The following is a 25,619-nucleotide window of genomic DNA, read 5'->3' as shown; positions in this document are numbered from 1 at the left end:
CTTCCGGACGATCGCCCAGGAGGAGAACGGGGACAGTGATCGAGTTCGAGGCGGTCAAGCACGACAAGGGCCGGTTCCGCCAGGTGCTGGCATCCCAGCTCAAGGCGGCACTCCTCCGCCTGTCCCCCCGCGCGAGATGGACCGACCGCGGGAGGCACGCCGCCGCGGTCTTGAGCGCCTTCGCGGTGTCTGTCGGAGCGGACGGCGAGTGGTCCATCGGATGGGATGTACCGCCGGCAGAAGGAGTGGCCGATCATCGGGATCTCGGACTGGACCTGACGGACGTCCTCGTCGCCGTGGGTGAAGCGGCGGCCGAGCAGGGCGAGGGGATCGTCCTGCTCATCGACGAGGTCCAGTTCCTCGACTCACCGCAGCTCTAAGCGCTCATCCAAGCCATCCACAAGACCGTGCAGCGGAGCCTCCCCGTCACGTTCGTCGGTGCCGGTCCTCCGCAGATCGCCGAGCTTGTCGGCGATGCGAGATCGTACGCCGAGCGGCTCTTCACCTTTCCGCGGATCGACTCGCTCGATCACGACGAAGCGGTAGCGGCTCTCCGAGAGCCGGCAGCGGCCGAGGGCGCGGTCTACGACGACGACGCTGTTGAACTCGTAGTCGAGATCACGACCGGATACCCCTCTTTCATCCAGGAACTGGGCTACCAGGTCTGGACGGTGGCTGAGAACGATCGCATCCACCGGGAGGACGTCGAACTGGCGAGGGAGGCCTACGAGGCGAAGCTGGACAGCTCCTTCTTCCGCGTGCGACTCGATCGGGCGAGTCCACTTCAGACCGCGTACATGCGAGCCATGGCGGAGCTCGGACCAGAGCCCCAGAAAGCGGGCGACGTCGAGGCGCTTCTGGAGCGCGCGTCCACTCAGCTCGGATCGGTCCGCGCGGAGCTGATCGGGATGGGGCTCCTGTTCACTCCCGAGCACGGGTACGCCGCGTTCACTGTTCCGGACTTCGACCGGTTCATGAAGCGTGCAGTCCCCGTCTTGGAGGTGCCTCCCGTCGTGAGCCGGGGAGCCCGTCGAGCACCCGCCACCGAGGTCTGAGCCAGGCCGCACCCGTTCACGGCCGCCCGGCGTCAGGACTCGTCGGCCTCGAAGCGCAGGGACCGGTCGGCCACCGGCAGCCCGGAGTCGCGCACGGCGGCCTCGATCGCGGCGTGCCCGCCGTCGGGCGCGACGATCCGCAGGCCGTCCTCGGTCGCCCAGTAGGCGGTGACGCCGTGCTCCTCGACGAGGGTCGTGAGCAGCGCGGCGGTCCGCTCCTGCTCGCCGGGACCGACGGTGATCGCGGCCCAGGGACCGGAGATCTCGACCAGGGCGCCCCGCTCCGCGCCCGCAGCGTCCCGCAGGTCCTCCGCCGCCCGGACGATCGGGAGCAGCGCGGGCAGCCCGCCGGAGACGTCCTCGAAGGAGTCGAGGGCGAAGGACCCCTCGCGGAGCGACGCGTGCAGCTCCAGGTCACGGCCGAGCCCGTCGATCCGCTCGAGCAGGGCCGACGCGTCGACAGCGGGAGCGGGGCACGCGGCGGTCGGCTCCTCCGCGCCCGCGAAGGAGAGGGTGTTCCCGCCTGCGGACGTCGCCCGGAACGACCACAGCACCGGATCCGCGTACTCGGTCGCGCAGGCCGTCGCGAGGGCGTCGGCGAGCGCCGGCTCCTCGACCGCGACCCCGACCCAGGAGGTCGGCGGGCCGAACGCCGGCGCCTCGACCCAGCGCTCGGCGCCGTCGAGGGAGACTCCGGGCACCGCGGCGACCTCGCTCGTCAGACGGTCGAAGCCGGCGTCGGGCCGTGCGAACGGCGTCTCGTCGATCGTCCAGACGAGGAGCGTCAGCCCGCCGGCGGCGAGGGCCGCGGCGAGGACGCCGGCGACGGGGAGGAGGAGGCGACGGGACACGCCCCCATCCTCGCTCCCCTCCTCCGCGGCGTCACGTGGACATCGGGTGAACGGACGGTGCGCCGGCGTCGACGGCTCCCGCCCGCGGCCCGGCCCGCGCCGCTACTGCCCGGCGCCCATCCCGCCGTCGATCCGGTACTGGGCGCCCGTGATGAACGAGCTCTCGTCCGAGGCGAGGAAGAGCACCAGCGCGGCGATGTCCGAGGCCTCGGCGTAGCGTCCGAGTGGGATCCCGGCCTCGTAGGCGGCACGCTGCTTCTCAGCGTCGCCGCCGCCCGCCTCGATCGAGCGCATCATCCGCGTGTTCACGGGCGACGGGTGGATCGAGTCGACCCGGACGCCGGTGCCCGCGACCTCGAGGGCCGCGCTCCTGGTGAGCCCGGCGACCCCGTGCGTCGAGGCGACGGAGGGGCTGAGGCCCGGGGCGCCGTCGAGCCCGGCGACGGAGGAGGTGGTGATCACGCTGCCCCGCCCCTGCTCGATCATCCGCGGCAGCACGGAACGGAGCCGGTGCCGACCCGCTCCCAGCACGCTAGGCGGCGGCCGACCGCCTGCCACGGGGGTCGACCTCCGCGGGGGTCAGGGGTTACCGGCGCAGTCCCGAGACGAGCGCGAGGAGCCCGTCCATCGACTCGACGACGAGGGGCGGGAGGTCGCCGCGCTCGGCGACGAAGGCGATCGGGGTGGTCGCGACGACGTGCCCGGCGAGCTCGCCGTCGACGTGCACGACCAGGAGGCCCGCCCCCTCGGCCTCGGGGGTGCCGACCACGACCTCCCGCTCGCCGAGGAAGCCGGTCCGCGGATCCTTCCGGGCGGAGCGGATCCACGCGGGCAGCGGCTCCTCGGCGACGTACCTCGAGAGCGCGTCCTCGAGCGACGGGCAGGTCACGTCCTCCTGCGGCAGCCCGAGGCGGTGCGCCTCGAAGCCGCCGTCGACCGGCGTGATGAAGCCGAGCACGGCCTCCGGCTCCCGCGGGTCCTCGGTGCGGGCGCGGACCCGCCAGCCGTCGTCGCCGACCGGGTCGAGCTCCACGTCGTCGACGGTCGCGGGCAGTGCTGTGCGGATCACGGGTGGTCCTTCCTCGAGGGACCGTCCAGTCCACCGGACGGCGGAGGGCGCGTCACCGGGGTTGACGACGGTCGCACCACCCGCATCGAGCACGCCCGCTCCGGACGCGTCCGACTGCTCCCGCTCCGGCACAAGGCCCAGCGCGCGGGCCGCCGTCTCCGCTTGACTGGGGGCGACGCGCCGACCCTCGGCGCACCCGGGAGGCGACATGGCGAACCACCGTTTCGAGCTGCGGTCCGGCCGCGGGATGGGCGTCTCGGCGGCGGGCGATCCCGTCGCCGACCGGCTGGTGGTGTTCTGCCACCCCACTCCCGGAGCGGGCGGCTTCGACCCCGACCCGACCGTCACCGGTCCGTGGGGTCTGCACCTGCTGATCCTCGACCGCCCCGGCTACGGCGCCTCGGACCCGGTCGACGCCGCTCACGGCCGCGTCGAGGACCGCGCGGACGACCTCGCCGAGTACCTGCGCCGCTCCGAGCGCACCGCCCGCATGGTCGAGGGCGCCCGCTTCGGCAGCGTCGGCGTGGTCGGCTGGGGCTCCGGCGGCGCGTTCGCGCTCTCGCTCGCGGCCCGGCACCCCGACCTCGTGGACCGCCTCGCGCTGGTCGGCACCCCCGCGCCCCCGCAGGCCGGCGTGATCGTGCACCCCACCAGCGCGTGGGAGCGGCGCGAGACCCTCCGCGGAGAGGACGCCGACGCGATCGCCGCCGCCCTCCCGCAGACGCAGCCGGGCCTGGACGCGCTCGGGATCGACTCCGACGACCCGGTGCTCGCCACCCACGGCGGACTGCGCAACCGGCTGGAGCGGATGCTCGCCGAGGGCTGGCGGCAGGGCCCGAGCGGCGCCGCGACCGACCTCGCGGCGCTCCGCGACGGCTCCTGGGCCGACGACCTCGACCGGGTGACCGCCGAGACGCTCCTGGTCCACGGCGACGCGGACCCGGTGGCGAGCGCCGAGGACGGCCGCTGGTACCGCGGCCGCCTCGCCCGGGCCCGCACCGTGACGGTCGACGGAGCCGGCCGGCTGGCGCTGGTGCGCGAGTGGCGCCGGATCCTCGACCACGTCGCTCCGCTCGAGCGCGGGGCGGAGGGCCGATGAGCGGCCTGGGCGCGGGCCCGCTCGTGCTCGTGTCGGCGATGGCGGTCTCGGGAGTCGTCCATCTGGTGCACCCGCGGACCTTCGACGCGGTGGTCCCGCGAGGGATGCCCGGCTCGGCGCGCGGATGGGTCCTCGTCTCGGGAGCGGCGGAGCTGGTCTGCGCGGCCGCGACGCTGCACCCGCGGACCCGCGCGGCCGGCGGTCTCGCCTCCGCCGCCCTGATGGCCGCCGTCCTCCCCGGCAACGTGCAGATGGCGCGGGACGCCCGTCGGCCTCGGACCCGGGTGATCACGCTGCTGCGCCTCCCGCTCCAGATCCCGCTCGTGCTCTGGGGTCTTCAGGCGGCACGCAGCCGCTGACGCAAGCCCGCGCGGGCGCGGATCGCCCGCTGCTACCGTCCAGGCATGACCGACCAGAGCGCGGACGACCGCCACGACCAGCTGACCAGCGCCCCGAAGGCGACGGAGGCCGACGCGGCCCCGCGCATCGAGGTCTCCACCACCGAGGCCGGCGACACCCGCATCGACATCCGCGAGGACGCCGCCGTGCGACCGGGCCGTGTCGACGAGAACGGCGACGAGCTCGACGAGAGCCGCGACGATGCCTGAGCGCCGCCGTGCCGCGCTCGTCTACAACCCCGTCAAGGTCGACCTGGAGTCGGTGAAGGCCGCTGTGAAGCGCGCCGAGGAGGCCGCCGGCTGGGAGGAGACGCTCTGGTACGAGACCTCCGTCGAGGACCCCGGGGCCGGTCAGACGAAGGAGGCCCTCGCCGCGGGCGCCGACGTCGTGATCGCGGCCGGCGGCGACGGGACGGTCCGCGTCGTGGCGGAGGCCCTCCGAGGCTCCGACGCCTCGCTCGCGCTGCTGCCCTCCGGCACCGGCAACCTGCTCGCGCGCAACCTGAACCTCACGCTCGACGACATCGACAACTCCCTGACCGTCGCGTTCTCCGGACAGGACCGGGCGATCGACGTCGGGATGATCGACATCGAGACCTCCACGGGCCGCGACCGCCACGCCTACGTCGTGATGGCGGGCCTCGGGATCGACGCGAAGATGCTCGCCAACACCGACGACGACCTCAAGAAGCGGGCCGGCTGGCTCGCCTACGTGGACGCGCTGCGGAAGGCCCTGCTCGACAAGAACCAGCTCGAGTTCCGCTACCGCCTCGACGGCTCGAAGACCCGCAAGGTGCGCGCGCACACGATCATCGTGGGCAACTGCGGCGCCCTGCCGGCGAACATCCTCCTACTGCCGGACGCGGCCGTCGACGACGGCGAGTTCGACATCGTCCTGCTGCGCCCCGAGGGCTTCTTCGGCTGGGTGCAGATCATCTTCAAGGTGGTGTGGGAGAACGGCGTGCTCCGCCGCAGCGGCATCGTCGGCAAGAAGCTGATGGGCCTGACCAAGGAGGTGTCGGCCCTGCGGTACGTGAAGGGCCGCGACCTCACGGTCCGCCTCGAGCACGCGCAGGAGATCGAGCTCGACGGCGATCCGTTCGGCTCGACCTCGGCGTTCCGCACCTGGATCGAGCCCGGCGGGCTGACGGTGCGCGTCCCGGCGTAGCGCCGGCGGCGGCCGGGCGGATCCGCCCGGTCCGCCTCCCGCCGGGAGAGAGGATCGTCATCCCTCCCGGCGGAGGCGTCTGCTCCGAGCAGGGCGGTGCAGTGCGGCTTCGGGTACCGCACCCCATGCACCTGCATGAACACGGCGACTGTAGTGCGGAATCCGTCGCCGCCGCAACGATCCGCGGGGCTCCGGCGGCTCGAATGGGTAATTCCACCGTGCGATGCTCCGTGGCGGCGACGGATTCCGCAGCTGATCGGATGCAGAGCCTTGCGCGGGCGGGCGCGAGGATTCGTGTCGGCGGCCCACCACGAGTCAGCAAGGCCGATGCCTTCGCGCGCGCACGAGGCGGATCGATGTCGATCGGGACGCCATGTCCCGGTACTGTCAGGCTCGCTTCATCGAAAGCGAGAACAGGGGACACCTATGAGCGGTCATCAGGAAATGGGCGACGAGCCGCATTCGGCTTACGAGACAGCCGGAGACGCCGAGCAGGAGGGCTCAACGGGTTCTGAGGACACAGAGTCTTCCCGACCCCGCACTCGCTTTCGCCGCCCTCGGCGCTCGGTCCTCTTCGCGGCCGGCGGACTTGTTCTCGCCACTGCCCTGGTCGTCACAGGAATCGGTGTGACGAACGCGATAGCCGAGGCCGAGAAGGCCAAGGCCGAAGCAGTCGAGGATTACCAGACCGCACTCGAGCGGCACGATTCGACATTCCGAGCCCATCAGGAATCGACCTCGGACGCCAGAGCCGAATCTCTCTCGGTCGGAGCCGATGACCTCGACAATGCCGCGCTGCTCACTCTGCTGAAGGAGTCTCTCGAGCGCGCGGAGAAGGAGGAGGCGGACCTCGCCGCCGCCCAGCTCGACACGAGCGCCGTCAGCCGCGAAGAAGTGGAAGCTGCGACCGCGGAACTCGATGAGCGCGAGAAAGCTCTCGACCGGGGTAGCGACAGAGTCGACCTTGCCGTCGAGGCGGTCGAGAGCGATAAGACAGCGAAGGAAGAGCGGCTGGCTGCAGAGAAGCAGGCCGCTGAGGCAGCTGCTGCGAAGGCGGCAGCTGCCTCGATCGGCTACGAGGACCTCTTCCGAGCCGGGAACGCCGCGGCCGGCTCCTACTACAAGTTCGAAGGGAAGATCATCCAGGACGCAGGCGGAACGTACCGCGTGAACATCACACGCGAGCCTGGATACAGTCGGGATTTCTGGGAGGACACAATCCTCGTGACCATCGCTGGCTCGACTCCGCAGCGTCTGCTCGAAGACGACATCATCGCGTTCACGGCTCTCTCCGCGGGCGTTCAGTCCTACACGACGATCTTCGGTGCCACAGTGGAGCTCCCGTCCGTCGTCGCCTCGGGGAGCGACGTGAGCGTCACCGGCCGCGCCGAATAGGTCAGCTGCCCGTTCCCGTACCCGGGCGGTAGAAGAAGCACACTGCTGTCGGCGGGCGGGCTCGCCGCGGCGCGGGCGGGGTGTCAAGGAGGGACGGCAGGTCGGCCCGAGCCGATACCGTCCCTCCATGGGCTTCTTCGACCGCAACGACTCCTCGACCAGCGCCGCAGCGCCGCAGCCGAGCGCACCCGATCCGCAGCGGCGGGTCTGGAGCGACGGCCTCGGCCGGTTCGCCACCCGCTGCCTCCAGGTGGTCATCGTCCTCCTGCTGGCCTCGGTGCTCGTCTTCGCGATGACGCAGCTCACGCTGGTGCTCATCCCCGTGATGATCGCGCTCATCCTCGCCGCGGCGATCCACCCGGTCCTGGCGTGGATGCGGCGCAAGGGCGTGCCGTCGATCCTCGCGACCTGGCTGGCGCTGATCGGGCTGCTCGCGATCCTCGGCGCGGTCGGCTGGCTGATCACGGTCGCGGTCCGCAACCAGTGGGACGAGCTGGTCAGCAGCGCCTCCGACGGCATCACCTCGCTGCAGGACTACGTGCAGCACCTGCCGTTCCAGATCACCGACGAGCAGATCGAGTCCGCCCGCCAGTCGGTCGTCGACTTCCTCACCTCCAGCTCGTTCGGCAACGGCGCGCTCGCGGGTGTCTCCGCAGCGGCGAACTTCATCACCGGCCTCGTGCTGATGATCGTGGTGCTCTTCTTCTTCATGAAGGACGGCCCGAAGATCTGGGAGTTCCTCCTGCGCCCCTTCACCGGCTCGGGCTACGAGCGCGCCAAGCGCGTCGGGCACAAGACGGTCGACGTGCTGGGCGGCTACGTCCGCGGAACGGCGACCGTCGCGGCGGTCGACGCGATCGGCATCGGAGTCGCACTGGCGATCATCCAGGTGCCGCTGGCGATCCCGCTGGCCGTCATCGTCTTCCTCACCGCGTTCATCCCGATCGTCGGAGCCACGGCCGCCGGCATCCTCGCCGCTCTCGTCGCCCTGGTCGCCAACGGCCCGGTCGCCGCGCTGATCGTGATCCTGGTCGTCATCGGGGTCAACCAGCTCGAGGGCAACTTCCTCCAGCCGGTCGTGATGGCGCGCTCGCTGAAGCTGCACCCGCTGATCGTCCTGATCGCCCTGACCGTGGGCACCGTCCTCGCCGGCATCGTCGGCGCCGTGCTGGCCGTGCCGATCGCGGCCGTCGTCTGGGGCATCGTCTCGATCTGGAACGGACCCTCCGACCCCGCCGAGCCCGCGCGGCAGAAGCGCGCCGAGACGGTCTAGGCCCCCGGGATCGTCGAGCGCGCGCCTAGCGCTCGACGATCCCGTCGCGCAGCGCCTGCCGGCGGAGCGAGATCTTCGTGCCGACGGCCAGCCCCTCCGCCCGGTACTTGCCCCGGGCGCTGCGCAGCGAGCTCCGTGCGGCGTCCTGGGTGATGCCGAGGAGCGTGGCGACCTGCTTCAGCGGCATCCCGTCGACGAAGAGGCGGACGATCTCCCGCTCGCGGTGCGTCAGGGTGCCCGGGCGGTCGGCCCCGAGCAGCTCCCGCGTCTGCGCCGTCAGGAAGCGCTCGTCGCGCGCCGCCGCTCGGATCGCCGCGAGGATCGTCTCGGTCCGCTCGCTCTTGACCACGTAGCCGTGCGCCCCGGCCTCGAGCGCCCGGTTGATCGTCCCCGGCTCGGAGTGCGTGCTGATGATGATCGTGGCGGCGCCGGCGGCCGCGATGATCCGGATCTTCATGGCGAGGTCGAGCTCGTCGCCGAGGTCGATGTCGAGCAGCACCACGTCGGTCGGGAAGGCCGGGTGCGCGAGCAGGTCCGTCCAGGTGCCGGCCGTCGCCGCCACGCGGATGTCCGTGCCCGAGCGGCGGATCCACTCCGCCAGCGCCGCCAGCAGGATCGGGTGGTCGTCGAGGATGGCCAGCGTGATCGCGGGCTCGTCGCTCATGTCGTCGTCCTCCTCCGGGGCCGGTGGGCGACGAGGATCCTCGTCGCGCCGTGGTCGGTCGTCGTGCGGTGCTCGCCGAGCTCGCTGAGGATGCCCCAGACCGAGCGGTCGAGGTCGCGGGCGCGGATGCCCGCGGCGACCAGGGCGAGCTCCACCCCGCCGCTCTGGCCCGGCTCCAGGCGGACGGCGAGCGGAGTCCTCCCCGCGGGGGCGGTGAGCAGCCAGAGCACCGAGAGCAGCCGCGAGCGGTCGAGCGGGGCCAGCAGCGCCGCAGCCCCGCTCGGATCGTCGATCGCGACAGCGGAGGACAGCAGCGCCGACTCCTCCACCGCGATCCTCAGCCAGGTGCGGTCGTGGCTGCGGGCGAGCGCCTCGCGGAGCTCGTCTCCGAGCACCCGCGCCCGCTCGCCCAGCTCCTCGTCCAGCGGCACCGGCGTCCGGACCCGTTCGAGGAGCTCCTCGATGCGGGCGTCCACCTGCGAGAACTCGTCGTCCGCGGCGTGGACGGTGCCGTCGGCCAGGCTGCGGTCGAGCGTGCGCCGCACGTACTGGTCGAGCGAGGTGAGCACGACGACGCACACGGCCGCGGGCGCGACGGCGAGGAGGACGTTGCTCACCGCGAGGGCGGCGCCTCCGTCGCCGAGGAGCGCCTGGCCGACGAGGCCGAGCGCCGTGAGCCCGACCAGGACCACCAGGGCGAGGAACGAGCGCGAGAGCGGCTGGAAGGTGATCAGCGCGATCACCCCCGCGCCCACTCCCACGCAGACCGACGGGTAGTACATCGGAGCCGGTGTCGGCAGGGCGTGGTCGGCGAACTCGAGCAGCAGCGCGGCCACGTCCACAGCGAGGACGCCCGCGAAGGCCCGGCGGGGCAGCTCGCCGTGGCGGCGGAGGGCGATCGAGACCCCCACCGCGCTCGCGGCGACGACCAGCAGCCAGGAGAGTCCGCTCAGCCAGGTCGCGGACCGCGCGTCGAGGGACCAGAGGTACGAGATCACTCCGCGGATGTCGAGCAGCACCGCCATCGTGAGGAAGCCCAGCCCGAGGTAGCTCCCGCTCAGGCGGTTCGGCCGGGTGAGGCGCTCGCGGATGCTCCACAGCGCGCCCGGGCTCCTGTCCGCCGCCCGGACCAGCTCCAGGAGCGTCCCCTCCTCCTGCCGCGACCCGCTCACAGCGGCACGCTCAGCAGCACGGTCGCGCCGGACCCGGGCGCCGAGAAGACCCGGACCTCGCCGCCCACCGTCTCGATCCGGCCGACGACCGACTCCGCGAGGCCGAGGCGTCCGGCCGCCACCGCGGCCGGGTCGAAACCGCGCCCCTCGTCCGAGACGACGACGCGGAGCGAGCCCGCCTCCTCCGCCACGCTCACGTGGGCCAGGGCCGCTCCGGAGTGGCGCCGCACGTTCTCGAGGCACTCCCCGGTCGCGCGCACCACGGCGTCGAGCACCTCCGGTCGGATCCGCGGCTGCGCACCGCCGTGCCAGCGCACCTCCACGCCCACCGCCGCCGACCGCCGACCGAGCGCGAGGAGCGCCTCCGGCACCCCGGCCGCCCCGTCCGGGTCCGGCTCCTCCACCGTCTCCAGACCGCGCAGGAGGGCCAGGTCGGCGGCGGCCCGGTCGCGCAGCACGGGAGCGGGCACGCCCTCCCCCCGGTGCGCCACCAGCGTCAGCGTCGCCAGGATCGTGTCGTGCATCAGCCGCGCGTCGGCGCGGTGCCGGGACTCGCTCTCGCTCGAGCGGCGCTCGGCGTCGTGGGCGGTCCGGAGGCGGGCGGTGCCGACGTGCGCACGCGCGACGCAGCCCGCGAGCCACCGCGCGGCGGTCAGGAGCAGCGCCCAGCAGACGACGACCGAGATCAGGACGAAGGGAGCGCGCCCGGACGCGCCCGTCGCCGCCGCGCCGAGGGCGAGGACCGGGAGCAGCGCGAGGACCGCGGCCCACGGCATGCCCCGCCAGGAGCCGACGGCGAGCAGCGCGCACGGCAAAGCCATCGAGGCGAGCATCGTGATCCCGCCCAGAACGGCGCGGAGGGAGGCGTCGACGCCCGGCGAGAGGAAGGCGGCGAGTGCCGCGACGTCCAGCGCGGATCCCAGGATCACGGCCCTCGTCCCGGTCGCGACCGATCGGCCGGGCGCGAGCTGCACGAGCGCCGAGACGACCAGCAGCGCCAGGCTCGGCAGCACCGTGATCAGCTGCGCGGGCGTCAGGGCGAGCAGGTGCAGCGCGGAGGCGGCGGTCAGCACCCCGCCCGCCCGCCGGGCGCAGAGCACGCCGACCTCGCGCTGCTCGCGCAGCAGCACCGCGGCGTCGGCGGGCCGGGGAGGCAGGGGCACGGTGACCTCGGGAGGACGGGCTCCGGGCTCGTTCCGGGGCGACGGTGGCGGGGAGGCTGTGGCGGGGAGGCTGTGGCGGGGATCGGCGGCGGGGAACGGCGCGATCCGAGTCGTATCGTGGCACACCGCGACCCGCCCGGACAGCGGTTCCGGCCGCCTCGCGCACGCGAATCGGCGCGCCGTCTGACGCGTGCGGTCGCGCTCGGGGGCAGTGATCCCGTAGAGTCGAGACATCTCCTGGGCGATCGCCCGAATTCCACGGCTGAGAAGTCGCACGACGACGAAGAGACTCAGCCCCTGATAGAGACCGCACCGACTGAGAGCATCGTCCTCGGTCGTCCGGTTCGAACGCCCGCCTCGCACGCGGGTACCGCCCTTCACAGGACGCCGCGGAAGCCGCGCCGTTCCTCGTTCGACCCCCGCTCCACCGGCACGCCCGGTCCGCGGGACGTTCTCCCCCGCAGAGCCGCCCTCCCCCGGAGGCGCGAGCTCAGCCCCTAGACGACCCGGACGACTCCGGCAGACGCGTGTTTCACCCGCGGAGGCCGAGTCGAGCGGGTACCGCACACTCGTGCGGACTCTGACGACGCAGGCCCCGGTCGGCGTCATTAACACATAAGGAAAAGAAATGCCTACTGGCACCGTTAAGTGGTTCAACTCCGAAAAGGGCTTCGGCTTCATCGCTCCCGACGACGGAGGCGCCGACGTGTTCGCGCACTTCTCCGCCATCGCGAAGCAGGGCTACCGCGAGCTCGTCGAGAACCAGCACGTCGAGTACGACGTCGAGCAGGGCCGCAAGGGCCCGCAGGCCGCGAACATCCGCGGCGTCGGCGAGTAATCTCCGACTTCCGACGCCCCGTCGACCAGGATCCCCGGATCCGGTCGGCGGGGCGTCCGTCGTTGACGGGGTGATTACGCCCCCGGCCGGCGGAGGCGAAACCCGTGTCACCCCTCCGGACCGCAGGATCGGTATCCTCTCCGTGGCGGCTCCCGAGCTCACGGAGCCCGCGACGCCGTCCGGGACTCCGGCGCGTCGGCACCACTTCACGGCGGAGACAATGGGACGACTGATCTACGGACCGCAATCACTCGAGATCGACTTCGAGGACCGGCTCCTCGCGCACCTCAAGGTCGCGATGTTCACCAAGATGCGGCGGAACGAGTCGTTCAGCCTCTCCTGGAGCGAGCCGGAATCGTCCGGCTACGGCCGCAGCTCCGTCTGGGTGCACCCGACGACTCCGCTGCACTTCCGGTTCCACGGCAGCAAGCGCCCGTCGCTCAACCGCCTGTGGATCGAGCAGTTCATCGCGAGCGCGAACAACACCGGCGAGATGACCGTGGTGCCGGAGCCGGCCGAGGGCTCCTGAGCCGCGACGCTCCTCAGACCACGAGCGGCCGGGCCGTGTGCACGAGCTCCTCGTGCGGCAGGGCCCGGAGGCGCTCGGCGATCTCGGCACGGGCGCCCGCGTCGACCGACGCCCGGGCGTGCTCCTGCGGCCGCAGTGGCGTGAGGGTGACCAGGTCGGCGTGACCGGTCGCCAGGTCGAGCCGCTCGGGCAGGCCGGGGCTGCGCAGGCCCAGGAGGACACCGACGGTGCCCTGCTCGTCGGTCCAGGCGGGCGGCGCCGCGACGTTCGCGAGCCGCGCCGTGTCGAGGGAGCTGCGGCAGCACACCCCCTGCAGGGCGGCCCGTCGGGCGGCCTCGTACAGCAGGCGGAAGTGCCAGTGGTTCCAGAGCTCAGCGGTGGGGACACCGCGGACGGCAGACGTCTCGAGGCACAGCTCGAGGCCGAGACCGGTGCCGGGATGCGCGAGCCGGTCGAAGGGATCGCTCAGCCCGTCGGTCGCCAGCACCACGGAGGCGCCGCGGTCGACGCGCAGGAACGCACGGTGATCGGTGGGCCAGCGCGCGCCGCCGCGGACGCCGGGATCCTCGGTCGAGACGACGACGGTGCGATCGAGCGCACCCACTCCGCGCCAGGCGTCGGCCCGGTCCTCCGCCACCGCCTCGGCCAGCGCCCGCCTCTCGTCCTCGGTCCATCGGACCTCACGAATGCGGTTCAGGAACAACGACATGGGACTCCCCGTCCGCGCGACCGGCGTGCCGCGCTCCCGGAACGCTACGGCGCCCACCCCTGCTCCTCCTCCGAGCAACCGGAACGCCAGCTGTGTGCGGTGTTCACTCCCGCGGCGGTCCCCGCCCGCCGCGGCGCGGTCGGCTCCCAGGAAAGGCCGGGCAGGTGGAGCGTGTCGCGACCGGCTACGCCGAAACGCTGGAACGCGTTTCGTCGGTTCGCCTCCGGCGGTGGTCGTTACCGCGGCGGTAGCCGGCCGCCGCGGAAGACGGCTCAACCCAGCGGGTTGATGCCGTTGGTGCGCCAGCGCTCGTCGGCGAGCTGGCCGGGGGTGCCGGCGCTCGCGTTCTCGCCCAAGGGCTCGCCGCACTCGACGGCGTCGGCGCCGAGCGCGGTGCCGGCTCCCTCGGCGGTGCTGCCGGGGGGCAGCAGGCCCTCCTCGTCCTCGCGGGGGCCGACCTCGTCCTCGGGGGCGTTCTCGGAGCCGCTCTCGCTCATCGGGTCGTAGCCGTGGTCCGGGTCGCGGCTCTCGTCGGCCGTCGTGTTCTCCTCGACCTCGGCGTCAGCAGGACGGACGTCGTCGGCCTTCTCCGCATCGGTGGAGGGGGTGGCCTCGAAGCCTGCGAACTCGGGACTGTCGTCTGCGCTCATGGCCGCCACGGTAGCACCGGCCCCGCGGGCACCGGAGGGGGTTCCGCCGGGCGCCCGCGACGCCTCCGCTCAGCGGCCACGCCCTAGGCTCGGGGGGCTGGCACGGACGACGGGAGCGACATGCGACGACTCGGGTACGACAGGTTCGGCGGGCCCGATCTGCTCTCGTGGCGGGAGGCGCCGGTGCCGATGCCGGGTCGCGGCGAGGTCCTGGTGCGCACGCGCGCGGCGAGCATCAACGCGACCGACGAGAAGATCCTGTCCGGCTCCGCGCGGATCATGGCCGTCGGCCGCTCCCGTCCCTACGGGTTCGGCCTCGACATCGCCGGCACCGTCGAGGCGCTCGGCCCGGGGTCGCACTCGGTCGCGATCGGCGACCGCGTGGTGGGGATGACCCGCGACGGCGACGCCTTCGCCGACGCGTCCATCGCCCGCAGCCGCTCGCTCGTCCCGATGCCCGACTCCCTCGGCTTCGTCGAGGCCGTCACGCTCGCGATGTCGGGCGGCACCGCGGTGGGCCTGGTGGACGCACTGCACGTGCGCGCCGGCGAGCGCGTCCTCGTCAGCGGCGGCTCGGGAGCCATCGGCGATCCGACGATCCAGCTGCTGGTGCGGGCGGGCTGCACGGTCGCGGCCACAGGCTCGGCCGCCTCCGCCGACCTGCTCCGCTCGCTCGGCGCCGAGCCGCACGACTACCGCGCGCTCGACCTCGGGGTGCTGGGCGGCCGCTTCGACGTGGTCGTCGACGTCTCCGGCCACCTGCCGGTCGACGACGCGGCGATCCTCCTGGCCGAGGGCGGGCGCATCGCGACGCTGGTGCCGAGCGGTCCGGCGCTGGTCTCGCAGGCGACGGGCCTCGTCCGCCGCGACCGCCCACGGGTGCGCAACATGATCGTGGTGGCGACGGCGGAGCGGATCGGGCGCGCGGTCTCGCTCGCCGCCTCCGGTGAGCTGCGGCCCCGGCCGGGCGCCGTGCATCCTCTGGGCGACGTCGTCGACGTGCTGTCGCGCCGAGCGACCGGCGCCGACCGCACGATCGGCAAGATCGTCTTCACCGCCGACGACTCGGCTCCGCTGAGCTGACCACCGTCTCCTCCTCCTCGGCCGGTCGGCCGAGCGAGAGCGTGGCCAGGAAGCCGACGGCGAGGAACCCGGCGGCCGCGAAGGCGGCGTAGCGGGTGCCGTCCGAGAACGCCTCGCCCGCCGCCCGGGCCGCGTCGGCGGTGGCCGGTGAGGCGGCCAGCCCGGCGATCGCCGCACCGGAGGAGTCGACCACCGCGTCGACGGTGGTCGCCACCTGCTCCGCGGGGAGGCCCTGCTGCTCGAGCGAGGTCGTGAGGACCCCCGCGGTCGAGGTGTAGAGGATCGTCCCGAGCACGGCGATGCCGAGGGCGGAGCCGATCTGCCGTGCGGTCGACTGCGTGCCCGAGCCCTGCCCGCTGAGCTCGACGGGAACGTCCCGGAGCACGACCCCGGTCAGCTGCGCCGTCGCGAGGCCGACGCCGAAGCCGTAGACGGCGAGGAACGGGACGAGGGCCCACCACGGGGTGGAGTCGGAGACGACCAGGCCGATGCCCGCGACTCCGACGATCTCGGCCGCGAGGCCCACCCGCACGATCAGCACCGGCGCGACCCTGTTTCCGAAGGCGCCGGCGAAGCCCGAGGCGACGAAGGAGCCGAGCGCGAGCGCGAGGAGCACCAGGCCGGTCTGCACGGCCGTGTAGCCGAGGACGCTCTGGAGCCAGATCGGCAGCGCCAGGATGATCCCGAACTCGCCGAGGGAGACGATCATCGCGGCGAGGTTGCCGTTGCGGAACGAGGCGAGGCGGAAGAGCCCGATCGCAAGCATCGCCGAGCGCCCGGCGCGCTCGCGGGCCCGCGCCCAGAGGACGAAGGCGACCCCGGCGAGCACCGCGACGGCGAACGCGATCGGGACCGGCGAGAGGCCGAGCGGCCAGCTCCAGCCGCCGACGCTCAGCGGCTCGTCGACGCCCCACCAGCCGAGGGTGCGCCCCTCGATCAGGGCGAACACCAGGGAGGCGGAGGCGATGATCGAGAGCGCGGCGCCGCCGAGGTCGACCCGCCGCCCGTCGGGCTGCCGCGACTCGTCGACGAACAGCAGCGCTCCGACCACGATGATCACGCCGAGCGGGATGTTGATGCCGAACGCCCAGCGCCAGGAGAAGTCGGTGGTGAGCCAGCCGCCGAGCAGCGGGCCGACCGCGGTCATGCCGCCGATGGTCGAGCCCCAGACGGCGAAGGCGATGGCGCGCTCGCGCCCACGGAAGGTGGCGTTGATCAGCGAGAGGGTCGTCGGCAGCACCATCGCTCCTCCGACGCCCTGCACGACCCTGGAGAGGATCAGCAGGTCGCCGGTCGGAGCGAGGGCCGCCGCGACGGAGGAGAGCGCGAAGAGCGAGACGCCGACGATCAGCATGCGGCGCCGGCCCCAGCGGTCGGCGAGGGTGCCGAAGACCAGCAGGAGCGCGGCGAACACGAGCGTGTACGACTCCTGCACCCACTGCACCTGGGTCGAGGTGATCCCGAGATCGGCGACGATCGACGGGATGGCGACGTTGACGATGGTCGAGTCGACGATGATCGTCGCCACTCCGAGGCTGATGACGACCAGCCCGATCCACTTGCGGTTGCGCACGACGCTCTCCTCCGACGATTTAGTAAGCCAGCTGACTATATGCCCGCGGAGGGCGCCGTGTCGAAGGGAGGGCCTGGAAGATTAGCGGGAGGCGGGCGCGGCGACAAGGGCGCGAAGCTCCCGGAGCCGCCCGGTCAGGATGGACGCATGCCCGCATCCCCCCGTTCCTTCCCGTATCCCCTCGGCGTCTCCCTCCGCGGCGACGCCGGCGCCGACGTCGCCGTCTACTCCGAGACCGCGGACAGCGTCGAGGTCTGCCTCTTCGACGAGTCCGGAGCAGAGACCCGCGTCGCCCTCACCGAGCGGACCGGCCACGTCTTCCACGGCCTCGTCCCCGAGATGGGCATCGGCACCCGCTACGGGCTGCGCGTCGACGGCCCCTGGGACCCCGCCAACGGCCTCCGCCACAACGCCGCCAAGCTCCTCCTCGACCCGCACGCCACCGCGATCGAGGGCTCGTACACCTGGTCCGAAGACGTCTTCGGCCAGTTCTACGAGGACGCCGACACCCGCAACGACGCCGACTCCGCGCACGCGGTCCCCCGCTGCGTCGTCACCGACCCCGACTCCTTCGACTGGAGCGGCGACACCGCGCCGCGCATCCCGCTCGAGGAGACCGTCGTCTACGAGGTGCACGTGAAGGGCTTCACGAAGCTGCACCCCGACGTGCCCGAGGACATCCGCGGCACCTACCGCGGCCTCGCTCACCCCGCCGCGATCAAGCACTTCACCGACCTGGGCGTGACCTCGGTCGAGCTGCTCCCCGTGCACCAGTTCGTGCAGGACTCGCACCTCGAGGAGAAGGGCCTGCGCAACTACTGGGGCTACAACTCCCTCGGCTTCTTCGCGCCGCACAACGAGTACTCGCACGCCGGCGACGACGGCTCGCAGGTCGACGAGTTCAAGGCCATGGTCAAGGCGTTCCACGAGGCCGGCCTCGAGGTCATCCTCGACGTGGTCTACAACCACACCGCCGAGGGCAACGACAAGGGCCCCACCCTCTCGTTCAAGGGCATCGACAACGGCTCCTACTACCGCCTGGTGGAGGAGGACCGCGCGAACTACTTCGACACCACCGGCACCGGCAACAGCCTCAACGTCGCGCACCCGGCCGCGCTCGGCCTGATCATGGACTCCCTGCGCTACTGGGTGACCGAGATGCACATCGACGGCTTCCGCTTCGACCTCGCCACCACCCTCACCCGTCAGACCGGCGAGGCCGAGGTGCACAGCGCCTTCCTCGACCTGATCGCGCAGGACCCGGTGCTCGCGCCCGTCAAGATGATCGCCGAGCCGTGGGACACCGCCGGCTACCAGGTCGGCGGCTTCCCCGCGGACTGGTCGGAGTGGAACGGGAAGTTCCGCGACGACGTGCGCGACTTCTGGAACGGCGCCGACTCGGTGCTCGGCACGACCGCGCAGCGCGTCCTCGGCTCCCCCGACGTGTACGAGGCCGACCGCCGCTCGCCGGTCTCCAGCATCAACTTCGTCACCGCGCACGACGGCTTCACCCTCGCCGACCTCACCGCGTACTCGCGCAAGCACAACGCGGCCAACGGCGAGGACAACAACGACGGCGAGAGCGACAACCGCTCCTCCAACAACGGCGCCGAGGGCCCGACCGAGAACGAGGCGGTCAACGAGCGCCGCGACCGCATGCGCCGCAACTTCCTCGCGACGCTGCTGCTCTCGGCCGGCGTGCCGATGATCCTGGGCGGCGACGAGATCGCCCGCACGCAGGGCGGCAACAACAACGCCTACTGCCAGGACGACGAGATCTCGTGGTTCGACTGGGAGAACGCGGACCGCGAGCTGCTCGCCTTCACCCGCGAGCTGATCGCCCTCCGCGCCGCGGAGCCGGCGCTGCGCCCGAAGTGGTTCCGCCGCGCCCCCGGCGACGGCGGCCCCGACACGGTCGACATCCTCCGCTCCGACGCGCAGGGCTTCGCCGACGAGGACTGGGACAACCCCGACGCCCGCTCGATCACCTTCGTGTTCGAGCACGAGGGCAGCGCGAGCTTCGCCCTGCTGCTGAACGCGGCGGAGAACGGCGTCGAGTTCACCGTTCCCGAGGCGCCCGGCGCCGAGTGGACGCTGGCCGCCTCGAGCGACCCGGAGCAGGTCGTCGAGGGCGAGGTCACCACGCTGATCGTCCGCGACGGCTCGTTCACGCTGCTGCGCTCGGCCTCCTGATGACCGGCCGGACCCCGCGGCTCCTCCGCTTCGGCGGGCGCATCGCGGGGTTCGGCACGTCCTCGGGCACGAGGATCGTGCTGGGCCTCTGGGAGGACACCCCCTTCGGCCCGTTCGCCGACGCGATGGTCGAGGACGGCGACGGCCACCGCCTCCTGATCGCACCGACCCGCGAGGTCGCGGACTTCATCGGGTCGACGTACGCGTTCGACGAGGTGCGGATCGCGCCGGTGTCGTGGCGGAGGATCGCGGGCGGCCTGTCCGTCGCGGCCGGACCGCTCGCGGTGCGACTGGAGCTCGGCGGTCTCACTCCGCTCGGCCGGCTGCTGCGGATCGTTCCACGACCGCTCGCCGAGCACCCGGCATGGCTGACCGCGATCTCGCCGGTCGCCTCCCTGCTCGTCCGCGGAGTGAGCACGGCCGGGTCGGCAGGGCACGGACGCCGCGAGTACTACGGCGTGCGGGCGATCCGCCGCGTCGAGGGCGTCCACGCGGTGCTGGCGGAGGAGGACCTCGGCCCGCTGCGCCCGCTCTCGCCGCCCGTGCGGTTCGGCTTCTCGTCGGCGCCCGCCGCTCCGGCGATCGTCGACGTCACCACCACCATCGCGCTCCCGCGCGACGGGACCACCGCGCTCCGGCGCGACCGAGAGAGAGGAGCCGCCTCGTGAAGAAGGGCGACAAGATCAGCTGGAACACCTCGCAGGGCGAGACCCACGGCGAGCTGGTCGAGAAGAAGACGAAGGAGTTCCAGTTCGAGGGGCAGAAGTTCAACGCCTCGGACGACGAGCCCTACTGGATCGTGCAGAGCGACAAGACCGACGCGAAGGCCGCGCACAAGGAGTCGTCGCTGACGAAGAAGTGAGCGGGCGCAGGCCGAGCGGCTGCGGGCCGGGCTCCGGATCGACTCCGGGGCCCGGCCCGCGCCCGTCTCACGCGATGCGGATGAGCTTCTTGTTCACGAACTCCTCGAGGGCGGGGCGGCCCATCTCGCGGCCGGTGCCCGAGCGCTTCACGCCGCCGAAGGGCAGCTCGGCCGCGTCGCCGAGGACGAGGTTGATCCAGACCATCCCCGCGTCGATCCGGTCCGCCAGGCGCAGCGCCTGCTCCTGGTCGGTCGTGTAGAGGTAGGAGCCGAGGCCGTAGGGGGTGTCGTTCGCGAGGGCGATCGCCTCGTCCTCGTCGCGGACGCGGTAGAGCGCGGCGACGGGGCCGAAGAACTCCTCGCGGTAGGCGTCCATCGCGGGCGTGACGCCCTCGAGCACGGCGGGCGGGAAGAAGTTGCCGGTCACCTCGCCGCTGGCGCGGACGGTGGCCCCCTGCTCGCGCGCGGCCGCCAGCTGCGCCTCGAGGCGCTCCGTCGCGGCGGAGGAGGAGAGCGGGCCGAGGAGGGTGCCCTCCGCGAACGGATCGGCCGGCTGGGCGCGGGTGAACGCCTCCGTGAACTTCTCGGCGAACGCGTCGTACAGCTCGTCGATCACGATGAAGCGCTTCGCGGCGTTGCAGGACTGGCCGTTGTTGTCCAGGCGCGCGGCGACCGCGTCCTCGACCGCCTTGTCGAGGTCGTCGGTCGACAGGAGCACGAACGGGTCGGAGCCGCCGAGCTCGAGCACGACCTTCTTCAGATGGCGGCCCGCGAGCTCCGCGACGGCCGCGCCGGCCCGCTCGGAGCCGGTGACGGAGACACCCTGGACCCGGGGGTCGGCGATGACGGTCGCGGCCTGCTCGTTCGTGGCGTAGAGGTTCACGTAGACGCCGGCGGGCGCGTCCAGCTCCTCGGCCGCGGTATGGAAGATGTCGGCGATGGCGGCGGCCGACTCCGGGCACTGCGGCGCGTGCTTGAGCAGGATCGTGTTGCCCGCGACCACGTTCGGGCCGGCGAAGCGGGCCACCTGGTAGTAGGGGAAGTTCCACGGCATGATGCCCAGCAGCACGCCCAGCCCGGCGCGGCGGATCAGCGCGGAGCCGGTGCCCTCGGCGAGCTCGATCGGCTCGTCGGCGAGGAAGGCCTCGCCGTTCTCGGCGTAGTAGCGGTAGATGTCGGCGGCGAAGCCGACCTCGCCCTGCGCCTGGTCGAGCGGCTTGCCCATCTCGCGGACGATGATCGCCGCGAGCTCGTCGGCGCGCTCGACGTGCAGCTCTGCCACGCGGGCGATCAGCGCCGCGCGGGTCGCGACGGGCACGGTCCGCGACCAGGAGGAGTACGCGTCCTGCGCCGAGCCGATCGCCGCGGTCAGCTCGGCGTCGCCGAGGGTCGGGTACTCGCGGAGGGTCTCCCCCGTGGCCGGGTCGATCACGGCGTAGTGGGTGCTCATGCGGGCTGTGCTCCTTCGCGCTGGGGGGCCGGTGCGGTCGCGCCGTCCTCGTCGATGATCTCCTGTGCCAGGCGCCTGCCGACGCGGATGGCGCCGTCGACGTGCTGGTAGCCCTCGGCGGCGAGGTCGCTCGTGCCGAAGCGGAGCGGACCCACCGGCTCCAGCTGCAGCGCGCCGTACCGGGTCAGCCCGCCCAGGTCGAAGCTCGCGGCGTACGCGCCCTGCGTCCACTCCTCGGACGCCCAGTCGCTCTCGTAGTAGACGACCGGATCGAGTGCGGCCGGGCCGAAGTAGGCGGCGAGCGAGTCGAGGATCGCGGCCTTCCGCTCCGCCTCGTCGAGCGCGAGCACGCGGTCGGCCTTCTCGTCCGAGACGAAGCCGACCAGGGTGCCGCGCTCCTCCCCGTGGTTCGAGTTGTCGTAGGCCTCGTGCACGAGCGAGTGCGGGCTGAACGCGGTGCCGGAGAGGCCGGCGGCGCGCCAGAAGGGCGTGGCGTACGTGGCGTGCACCTTGATCACGAGGCCGAGCGACTGGTGCTGCAGGGCCTGCTGCCGCAGGCGCGGGAGCGGCGGGTCGAACGAGATGCGGCCGACGAGGTTCGGCGGCACGGCGACGATCGCGCGGCGGGCGCGGAGGACGACGCTGTCGGCGCGCACCTCGACCCCGTCGTCGCCGTGGCGGACGGAGCGGACCGGGTGCCCGAGCAGGACGCGCTCGGCGCCGAGGCGCTCGGCGAGCCGCTCCGGGACCTGCTGGAGGCCGCCGATCACGCGCTTGTCGAGGATGAAGTCGGCGTCGACCAGGTTGCTGAAGCTCCCCGCGCTCGCGGCCATGAGGAGCGCCTGGAGGAGGGAGAAGGCGTGCGCCGGCTTGGTGAGCATGGCGTCGGCGAGGAAGAGGGCGATGTTGGCCCGCGCCTCCTCGTCGTCGCTCTGCTGCTCCAGCCAGGCGGCGAAGGTGATGCGGTCGTAGTCGCGGGCGAGCGGATGCGTCCATGGCGCCGCCGGGTCCGTCTCGGCGACGAGGCGGTCGAGCACCTCGATCAGGCGGGAGATCTCGGACTCGGTGCGCTCGCTCCCCGGGAAGATGTCGCCGGTGAAGCGGCGAGCGGAGCCGTCGGCGCCGATGTAGACGCTCTCGCCCTCGCGGTAGCGGGAGTAGGTGCCGAGGCCGAGCTCGTCGAGGGTCTCGAGGAGCGCCGTCTGGTCCGGCGAGACCCACTGGCCGCCGAGCTCGAGGAGCTGCCCGTCGACCACGCGGGTCTCGAGCCGCCCGCCCACGCGCTCGCGCGCCTCGACGACGACGACGTCGCGTCCGTGCTGCTGCAGCCGGAGCGCCGCGGTGAGTCCGGTGGCACCGGCTCCGATCACGACGACGTCGTGCTCGCTGGGGGACATGACTTCTCTTTCCGTCGGTGATCGCGGGAGTGGACGCGCGAATACGGATGATCCTGTCACAGAAGCGGAGGAGAACGTCAGTGCGTGCGCCCGACGGAGGGTGGACTCGAAGCGCCCTCCATCGAACTACATAGGCGTGCTATATTGTTTCTCGTGCCCGATCCCAGTGCCCCCGTGCGTCTCGCCTCCGCCGCCACCGCCCTCACGCGGTTCGCGGGCCGGGCGAGCGGCGCGACCGGGCTCGGCGCGCAGTCCGGAGCAGTCTGGTCGACGCTCGCCGAGCTGCGCACCGCCTCCCCCTCCCGCCTCGGCGAGCTCGCCGAGCGGGCCCGCGTCACCCAGCCGACGATGACCGGCATCATCGCCCGTCTCGACGAGGCCGGCTGGATCCGCCGCGTCCACGACGCCGGCGACGGCCGCGCCTGGCTGATCGAGGGCACTCCCGCCGGCTTCGACGCCCTCGCCGAGCACCGGCTCCGCCTCGAGGCCGCCCTCGCCCCGCTGTTCGAGGACCTCGACGAGGACGACCGCCTCGCCCTCGAGCGCGCCGCGACCCTCGTCGAGGCCCGCGTCGCCCGGATCGCCGGCACCCCCGTCCCCTCCTCCCCCGAGAAAGGCTCCACGCCGTGACCACCTCCCCCCACTCGCCCGCCCAGGGCTCGATCCTGAAGCAGCCGCTGGCCGTCTGGGCCGTCGCCTTCGCCGCGGTGATCGCCTTCATGGGGATCGGCCTGGTCGACCCGATCCTCCCGGCCATCGCCGAGAGCCTGCAGGCGACTCCGACCGAGACCTCGCTGCTCTTCACGAGCTACCTCGTCATCACCGGCGTCGTGATGTTCTTCACCAGCTGGCTCTCCAGCCGCATCGGCGCCAAGAAGACCCTCATGATCGGCCTGGTGCTGATCGTGGTGTTCGCCGCGCTCGCCGGCACGGCGGGCAGCGTCGAGGGCGTCATCGGCTTCCGCGCGGGCTGGGGCTTCGGCAACGCGCTGTTCATCTCGACCGCGCTGTCGACCATCGTCGGCGCGGCGAGCGGAGGCTCCTCCGCGGCGATCGTGCTCTACGAGGCCGCGCTGGGCATCGGCATCGCCATCGGCCCGCTGCTCGGCGGGCTCCTCGGCAGCGTCTCGTGGCGCGGCCCGTTCTTCGGGACCGCCGTGCTGATGGCCGTCGGCTTCATCGCCATCGCGACGCTCCTGCGCGAGGACGGCCCGAAGCCCGCTCCGACTCCGCTCTCGGCGCCCTTCGCGGCCCTCAAGGTCCCGGCCATCCGCACGCTGGCGGGCGCCGCCCTGTTCTACAACATCGGCTTCTTCGTGCTGCTCGCCTACACGCCCTACCCGCTCGGGCTGGACGAGATGGGCCTCGGCTTCACGTTCTTCGGCTGGGGCCTGGGCGTGGCGATCACCTCCGTGTTCGTCGCTCCGCTGCTCACCCGGCGCCTCCCGCGCACCGTCGTGCTGCGCTCGGTGCTGCTGCTGCTCGCGCTCGACCTGATCGCCGGCGGCCTCGTGATCTCGTCGCGCGTCGGCCTGATCGTCTGCATCATCGTCGGCGGCCTGCTGCTCGGAGTCGTCAACACGGTGCTCACCGAGTGCGTGATGGAGGCGACCGACCTGCCCCGCTCCGTCGCCTCGTCCGCCTACTCCGGCGTCCGCTTCCTCGGCGGCGCGATCGCCCCGCCCGCCGCGTCCGCCCTGGCCGCCGCGATCTCGCCGGCCTTCCCGATGTACGCCGCGGCCGGAGCGGTCGCCGTCGCCGCGCTGATCGTGCTGCTCGGACGCCGCACCCTGGCCCGCGCCGACGCCCACGAGCCCGAGCCCGAGCTCGTCGAGGCGCAGGCGATCACGCTCGGCGAGTGACGCGCCCGGCGGGCTTCAGGGGCCCGCCGAGGCGTCACGAACGGTCGTCCTCCGGGCAGGGTGACGGCCGTTCGTGACGCCTGGACGCGGTCGAGCGAGAAGGGCGCAGGATCCGACCTGTGGAGAACCGGTTCACAAGATCGGGAGGCGGGACAGTGGCCGGATGCACGATCCCTCGCCGCTTCCGGTCGGACTCCGCGGCCGCGCCTTCACCGTCGATGACGCTCGCGCGAGCGGACTGAGCCGCGGGCGGCTCCGCAGCTCCGACCTCCACCGGCCCTTCCACGGGGTCCGCACCGCCGACCCCGACCCCGACCTGCGCCTGCGCGCGCAGGCGCTCCTCGCGCTGGTCGGTCCGGAGGCTCTCCTGAGCCACGTGACGGCGGCGCGGCTCTGGCCGCTCGACCTCCCGCCCGCCGCCGCGGACGAGCCGGTGCACGTCAGCGTCCGCCGGCCGGGACGCGCTCCCCGGCACCGGAACGTCGTCGGCCACGCCCTCGCCGATCCCGACGTCCGCCGCGTCCTGCGCCGCGGACTCCCCCTCACCGATCCGGCCTCGCTCTTCTGCCATCTCTCCGCACTCCTCGAGCCGGGCGACCTCGTCGCAGTGGGCGACGCGCTGGTGCGCACGCCGGTCGTCGGCGATCCGGCCGATCGACGGCCCTGGGTGCCGCTGCCCGACCTGCGGGAGCGCGCGTCGGCCTTCCGCGGTCGGGGCTCGGTGCGGCTCCGCGCGGCGCTCGCTCTGGTGCGCGACGGGGCGGAGTCGCGGCAGGAGTCGCGGTTCCGGCTCGCCTCGGTGCGGGCGGGCCTCCCGGAGCCGGTGCTGCAGGAGCCGCTGTTCGACTCCGACGGGGTCTTCATCGGGCGTCCGGACGGCTGGTACCCCGCGGAGCGGGTCGCGTGGGAGTACGAGGGCGACGATCACCGCACCAGCAACCGGCGCTTCGCGCGCGACCTCGGCCGCTACGACGACCTCGCCTCGATCGGGGTCCGCGTCGTCCGCATCGTCGGCGCCGAGTTCGTCCCCCACCCCGAGCGCTCCGTCGAGCGCCTGCGACGAGCACTCGCCGACCGGGCTCCGCATCGACGACCGCCGAGGGGTCACGAACGGTCGTCATCCGAGCGGGATGACGACCGTTCGTGACGCCTCACGGGAGGGCGCG

Annotated in this window: 28 protein-coding genes; 17 read left to right on the top strand and 11 right to left on the bottom strand. The window is 72.8% G+C overall.

Annotated elements, in window-relative coordinates:
- Positions 1-35: 35 nt before the first annotated feature.
- The gene (locus C5C54_RS18215) at positions 36-380 is read left to right on the top strand and encodes a hypothetical protein (RefSeq protein WP_258063221.1); all 345 of its coding nucleotides are present in this window, start codon (positions 36-38) and stop codon (positions 378-380) included.
- A 27-nt stretch (positions 381-407) separates the two neighbouring features.
- A complete protein-coding gene (locus tag C5C54_RS18210; RefSeq protein ID WP_258063204.1) occupies positions 408-1,055 on the top strand; it encodes a hypothetical protein in 648 nt (215 codons plus the stop codon).
- Positions 1,056-1,087: 32 nt separating this feature from the next.
- Here the strand turns inward: C5C54_RS18210 and C5C54_RS03775 are convergent, their stop codons facing one another.
- The 3 genes from C5C54_RS03775 to C5C54_RS03765 form a co-directional block, all read right to left on the bottom strand.
- Complete coding sequence (locus tag C5C54_RS03775) at positions 1,088-1,906, bottom strand: hypothetical protein (protein WP_104287832.1); 819 nt, start codon at positions 1,904-1,906, stop codon at positions 1,088-1,090.
- 102 nt (positions 1,907-2,008) lie between these two features.
- Positions 2,009-2,404: an SDR family NAD(P)-dependent oxidoreductase gene (locus C5C54_RS03770; RefSeq protein WP_258063203.1), complete on the bottom strand. Its 396-nt coding sequence runs from the start codon at positions 2,402-2,404 to the stop codon at positions 2,009-2,011.
- Positions 2,405-2,492: 88 nt separating this feature from the next.
- Positions 2,493-2,975 (bottom strand): hypothetical protein, encoded by a 483-nt coding sequence (locus C5C54_RS03765; RefSeq protein WP_104246946.1) that lies wholly within the window; start codon positions 2,973-2,975, stop codon positions 2,493-2,495.
- Between the two features lie 208 nt (positions 2,976-3,183).
- Here C5C54_RS03765 and C5C54_RS03760 point away from each other — a divergent pair, with 208 nt between their 5' ends.
- The 6 genes from C5C54_RS03760 to C5C54_RS03735 all read left to right on the top strand — a co-directional run bounded on the left by C5C54_RS03760 (position 3,184) and on the right by C5C54_RS03735 (position 8,308).
- Entirely contained in the window at positions 3,184-4,074 is an 891-nt protein-coding gene (locus tag C5C54_RS03760) for an alpha/beta fold hydrolase (protein WP_104222928.1), read from the top strand.
- Positions 4,071-4,433: a hypothetical protein gene (locus C5C54_RS03755; protein ID WP_181068405.1), complete on the top strand. Its 363-nt coding sequence runs from the start codon at positions 4,071-4,073 to the stop codon at positions 4,431-4,433. Before C5C54_RS03760 ends, C5C54_RS03755 begins: the two co-directional genes overlap by 4 nt.
- 45 nt (positions 4,434-4,478) lie before the next feature.
- On the top strand, positions 4,479-4,682 hold the full coding sequence (locus C5C54_RS03750) for a multidrug transporter (protein ID WP_104222930.1): 204 nt from the start codon (positions 4,479-4,481) through the stop codon (positions 4,680-4,682).
- On the top strand, positions 4,675-5,640 hold the full coding sequence (locus C5C54_RS03745) for a diacylglycerol kinase family protein (protein WP_104226107.1): 966 nt from the start codon (positions 4,675-4,677) through the stop codon (positions 5,638-5,640). The genes C5C54_RS03750 and C5C54_RS03745 overlap by 8 nt, the downstream gene beginning before the upstream one ends.
- Before the next feature lie 426 nt (positions 5,641-6,066).
- A complete protein-coding gene (locus C5C54_RS03740) occupies positions 6,067-7,035 on the top strand; it encodes a hypothetical protein (RefSeq protein WP_146078784.1) in 969 nt (322 codons plus the stop codon).
- A 127-nt stretch (positions 7,036-7,162) separates the two neighbouring features.
- On the top strand, positions 7,163-8,308 hold the full coding sequence (locus C5C54_RS03735) for an AI-2E family transporter (protein ID WP_104226105.1): 1,146 nt from the start codon (positions 7,163-7,165) through the stop codon (positions 8,306-8,308).
- Positions 8,309-8,333: 25 nt separating this feature from the next.
- Here C5C54_RS03735 and C5C54_RS03730 read toward each other — a convergent pair whose 3' ends face one another.
- From C5C54_RS03730 to C5C54_RS03720, 3 genes are read right to left on the bottom strand one after another with little or no spacing between them, the layout of a single operon-like run.
- The gene (locus C5C54_RS03730) at positions 8,334-8,972 is read right to left on the bottom strand and encodes a response regulator (RefSeq protein ID WP_104287829.1); all 639 of its coding nucleotides are present in this window, start codon (positions 8,970-8,972) and stop codon (positions 8,334-8,336) included.
- A complete protein-coding gene (locus tag C5C54_RS03725) occupies positions 8,969-10,144 on the bottom strand; it encodes a hypothetical protein (RefSeq protein WP_104287828.1) in 1,176 nt (391 codons plus the stop codon). The genes C5C54_RS03730 and C5C54_RS03725 overlap by 4 nt, the downstream gene beginning before the upstream one ends.
- Positions 10,141-11,307, bottom strand: a complete 1,167-nt coding sequence (locus tag C5C54_RS03720; RefSeq protein WP_104287827.1) for a sensor histidine kinase — start codon at positions 11,305-11,307, stop codon at positions 10,141-10,143. The genes C5C54_RS03725 and C5C54_RS03720 overlap by 4 nt, the downstream gene beginning before the upstream one ends.
- Before the next feature lie 628 nt (positions 11,308-11,935).
- Between C5C54_RS03720 and C5C54_RS03715 the strand changes: the two genes are divergently transcribed.
- Both C5C54_RS03715 and C5C54_RS03710 read left to right on the top strand, forming a co-directional pair.
- Positions 11,936-12,145, top strand: coding sequence for a cold-shock protein (locus C5C54_RS03715; protein ID WP_055786246.1), 210 nt, complete (start codon positions 11,936-11,938; stop codon positions 12,143-12,145).
- Between the two features lie 220 nt (positions 12,146-12,365).
- Positions 12,366-12,674, top strand: a complete 309-nt coding sequence (locus C5C54_RS03710) for a hypothetical protein (RefSeq protein ID WP_104226101.1) — start codon at positions 12,366-12,368, stop codon at positions 12,672-12,674.
- Between the two features lie 13 nt (positions 12,675-12,687).
- Here C5C54_RS03710 and C5C54_RS03705 read toward each other — a convergent pair whose 3' ends face one another.
- Both C5C54_RS03705 and C5C54_RS03700 read right to left on the bottom strand, forming a co-directional pair.
- Entirely contained in the window at positions 12,688-13,383 is a 696-nt protein-coding gene (locus C5C54_RS03705; protein WP_104233051.1) for a hypothetical protein, read from the bottom strand.
- Between the two features lie 272 nt (positions 13,384-13,655).
- The gene (locus C5C54_RS03700) at positions 13,656-14,033 is read right to left on the bottom strand and encodes a hypothetical protein (protein WP_146078783.1); all 378 of its coding nucleotides are present in this window, start codon (positions 14,031-14,033) and stop codon (positions 13,656-13,658) included.
- Positions 14,034-14,153: 120 nt separating this feature from the next.
- On the opposite strand from C5C54_RS03700, the gene C5C54_RS03695 reads away from it, so the two are divergent.
- Positions 14,154-15,116: an NADP-dependent oxidoreductase gene (locus C5C54_RS03695; RefSeq protein ID WP_104226099.1), complete on the top strand. Its 963-nt coding sequence runs from the start codon at positions 14,154-14,156 to the stop codon at positions 15,114-15,116.
- On the opposite strand, the gene C5C54_RS03690 is transcribed toward C5C54_RS03695, so the two are convergent.
- Positions 15,085-16,689, bottom strand: a complete 1,605-nt coding sequence (locus C5C54_RS03690) for a DHA2 family efflux MFS transporter permease subunit (protein ID WP_104287826.1) — start codon at positions 16,687-16,689, stop codon at positions 15,085-15,087. The genes C5C54_RS03695 and C5C54_RS03690 overlap by 32 nt on opposite strands.
- 147 nt (positions 16,690-16,836) lie before the next feature.
- Here C5C54_RS03690 and glgX point away from each other — a divergent pair, with 147 nt between their 5' ends.
- From glgX to C5C54_RS03675, 3 genes are read left to right on the top strand one after another with little or no spacing between them, the layout of a single operon-like run.
- Entirely contained in the window at positions 16,837-18,882 is a 2,046-nt protein-coding gene (glgX, locus tag C5C54_RS03685) for a glycogen debranching protein GlgX (protein WP_104246955.1), read from the top strand.
- Positions 18,882-19,550 carry a hypothetical protein gene (locus tag C5C54_RS03680; protein ID WP_104262783.1) on the top strand — a complete coding sequence of 223 codons (669 nt, stop codon included), beginning with the start codon at positions 18,882-18,884 and terminating at the stop codon, positions 19,548-19,550. Before glgX ends, C5C54_RS03680 begins: the two co-directional genes overlap by 1 nt.
- Positions 19,547-19,744: a DUF2945 domain-containing protein gene (locus C5C54_RS03675; RefSeq protein WP_056866275.1), complete on the top strand. Its 198-nt coding sequence runs from the start codon at positions 19,547-19,549 to the stop codon at positions 19,742-19,744. The genes C5C54_RS03680 and C5C54_RS03675 overlap by 4 nt, the downstream gene beginning before the upstream one ends.
- Positions 19,745-19,811: 67 nt before the next feature.
- Here C5C54_RS03675 and C5C54_RS03670 read toward each other — a convergent pair whose 3' ends face one another.
- Together C5C54_RS03670 and C5C54_RS03665 are read right to left on the bottom strand one after the other, a co-directional pair.
- Entirely contained in the window at positions 19,812-21,194 is a 1,383-nt protein-coding gene (locus tag C5C54_RS03670; protein ID WP_104262784.1) for an NAD-dependent succinate-semialdehyde dehydrogenase, read from the bottom strand.
- Positions 21,191-22,591, bottom strand: coding sequence for an NAD(P)/FAD-dependent oxidoreductase (locus C5C54_RS03665; protein WP_104262785.1), 1,401 nt, complete (start codon positions 22,589-22,591; stop codon positions 21,191-21,193). Before C5C54_RS03665 ends, C5C54_RS03670 begins: the two co-directional genes overlap by 4 nt.
- A 153-nt stretch (positions 22,592-22,744) precedes the next feature.
- Here C5C54_RS03665 and C5C54_RS03660 point away from each other — a divergent pair, with 153 nt between their 5' ends.
- The 3 genes from C5C54_RS03660 to C5C54_RS03650 all read left to right on the top strand — a co-directional run bounded on the left by C5C54_RS03660 (position 22,745) and on the right by C5C54_RS03650 (position 25,600).
- Entirely contained in the window at positions 22,745-23,221 is a 477-nt protein-coding gene (locus tag C5C54_RS03660) for a MarR family winged helix-turn-helix transcriptional regulator (RefSeq protein WP_181068404.1), read from the top strand.
- Complete coding sequence (locus C5C54_RS03655) at positions 23,218-24,453, top strand: MFS transporter (protein ID WP_104226092.1); 1,236 nt, start codon at positions 23,218-23,220, stop codon at positions 24,451-24,453. Before C5C54_RS03660 ends, C5C54_RS03655 begins: the two co-directional genes overlap by 4 nt.
- A gap of 163 nt (positions 24,454-24,616) precedes the next feature.
- Positions 24,617-25,600 (top strand): hypothetical protein, encoded by a 984-nt coding sequence (locus C5C54_RS03650; protein WP_104287824.1) that lies wholly within the window; start codon positions 24,617-24,619, stop codon positions 25,598-25,600.
- Positions 25,601-25,619: the final 19 nt, after the last annotated feature.

Origin of the sequence: Rathayibacter sp. AY1F2 (assembly GCF_002930885.1) — a bacterium.
Taxonomy (GTDB): domain Bacteria; phylum Actinomycetota; class Actinomycetes; order Actinomycetales; family Microbacteriaceae; genus Rathayibacter.
Note: the sequence above shows the minus strand (reverse complement) of the source record. Positions and strands in the feature narration are given on the sequence as shown.

What these genes read in the sequence shown, in the direction of transcription:
- C5C54_RS03715 (WP_055786246.1), top strand. Translation starts at nt 11,936, where the DNA reads ATGCCTACTGGCACCGTTAAGTGGTTCAACTCCGAAAAGGGCTTCGGC.
- C5C54_RS03705 (WP_104233051.1), bottom strand. Translation starts at nt 13,383, where the DNA reads ATGTCGTTGTTCCTGAACCGCATTCGTGAGGTCCGATGGACCGAGGAC.
- glgX (WP_104246955.1), top strand. Translation starts at nt 16,837, where the DNA reads ATGCCCGCATCCCCCCGTTCCTTCCCGTATCCCCTCGGCGTCTCCCTC.
- C5C54_RS03695 (WP_104226099.1), top strand. Translation starts at nt 14,154, where the DNA reads ATGCGACGACTCGGGTACGACAGGTTCGGCGGGCCCGATCTGCTCTCG.
- C5C54_RS03760 (WP_104222928.1), top strand. Translation starts at nt 3,184, where the DNA reads ATGGCGAACCACCGTTTCGAGCTGCGGTCCGGCCGCGGGATGGGCGTC.
- C5C54_RS03700 (WP_146078783.1), bottom strand. Translation starts at nt 14,033, where the DNA reads ATGAGCGCAGACGACAGTCCCGAGTTCGCAGGCTTCGAGGCCACCCCC.
- C5C54_RS03750 (WP_104222930.1), top strand. Translation starts at nt 4,479, where the DNA reads ATGACCGACCAGAGCGCGGACGACCGCCACGACCAGCTGACCAGCGCC.
- C5C54_RS03680 (WP_104262783.1), top strand. Translation starts at nt 18,882, where the DNA reads ATGACCGGCCGGACCCCGCGGCTCCTCCGCTTCGGCGGGCGCATCGCG.
- C5C54_RS03665 (WP_104262785.1), bottom strand. Translation starts at nt 22,591, where the DNA reads ATGTCCCCCAGCGAGCACGACGTCGTCGTGATCGGAGCCGGTGCCACC.
- C5C54_RS03710 (WP_104226101.1), top strand. Translation starts at nt 12,366, where the DNA reads ATGGGACGACTGATCTACGGACCGCAATCACTCGAGATCGACTTCGAG.
- C5C54_RS03670 (WP_104262784.1), bottom strand. Translation starts at nt 21,194, where the DNA reads ATGAGCACCCACTACGCCGTGATCGACCCGGCCACGGGGGAGACCCTC.
- C5C54_RS03735 (WP_104226105.1), top strand. Translation starts at nt 7,163, where the DNA reads ATGGGCTTCTTCGACCGCAACGACTCCTCGACCAGCGCCGCAGCGCCG.
- C5C54_RS03755 (WP_181068405.1), top strand. Translation starts at nt 4,071, where the DNA reads ATGAGCGGCCTGGGCGCGGGCCCGCTCGTGCTCGTGTCGGCGATGGCG.
- C5C54_RS03745 (WP_104226107.1), top strand. Translation starts at nt 4,675, where the DNA reads ATGCCTGAGCGCCGCCGTGCCGCGCTCGTCTACAACCCCGTCAAGGTC.
- C5C54_RS03740 (WP_146078784.1), top strand. Translation starts at nt 6,067, where the DNA reads ATGAGCGGTCATCAGGAAATGGGCGACGAGCCGCATTCGGCTTACGAG.
- C5C54_RS03730 (WP_104287829.1), bottom strand. Translation starts at nt 8,972, where the DNA reads ATGAGCGACGAGCCCGCGATCACGCTGGCCATCCTCGACGACCACCCG.
- C5C54_RS03650 (WP_104287824.1), top strand. Translation starts at nt 24,617, where the DNA reads ATGCACGATCCCTCGCCGCTTCCGGTCGGACTCCGCGGCCGCGCCTTC.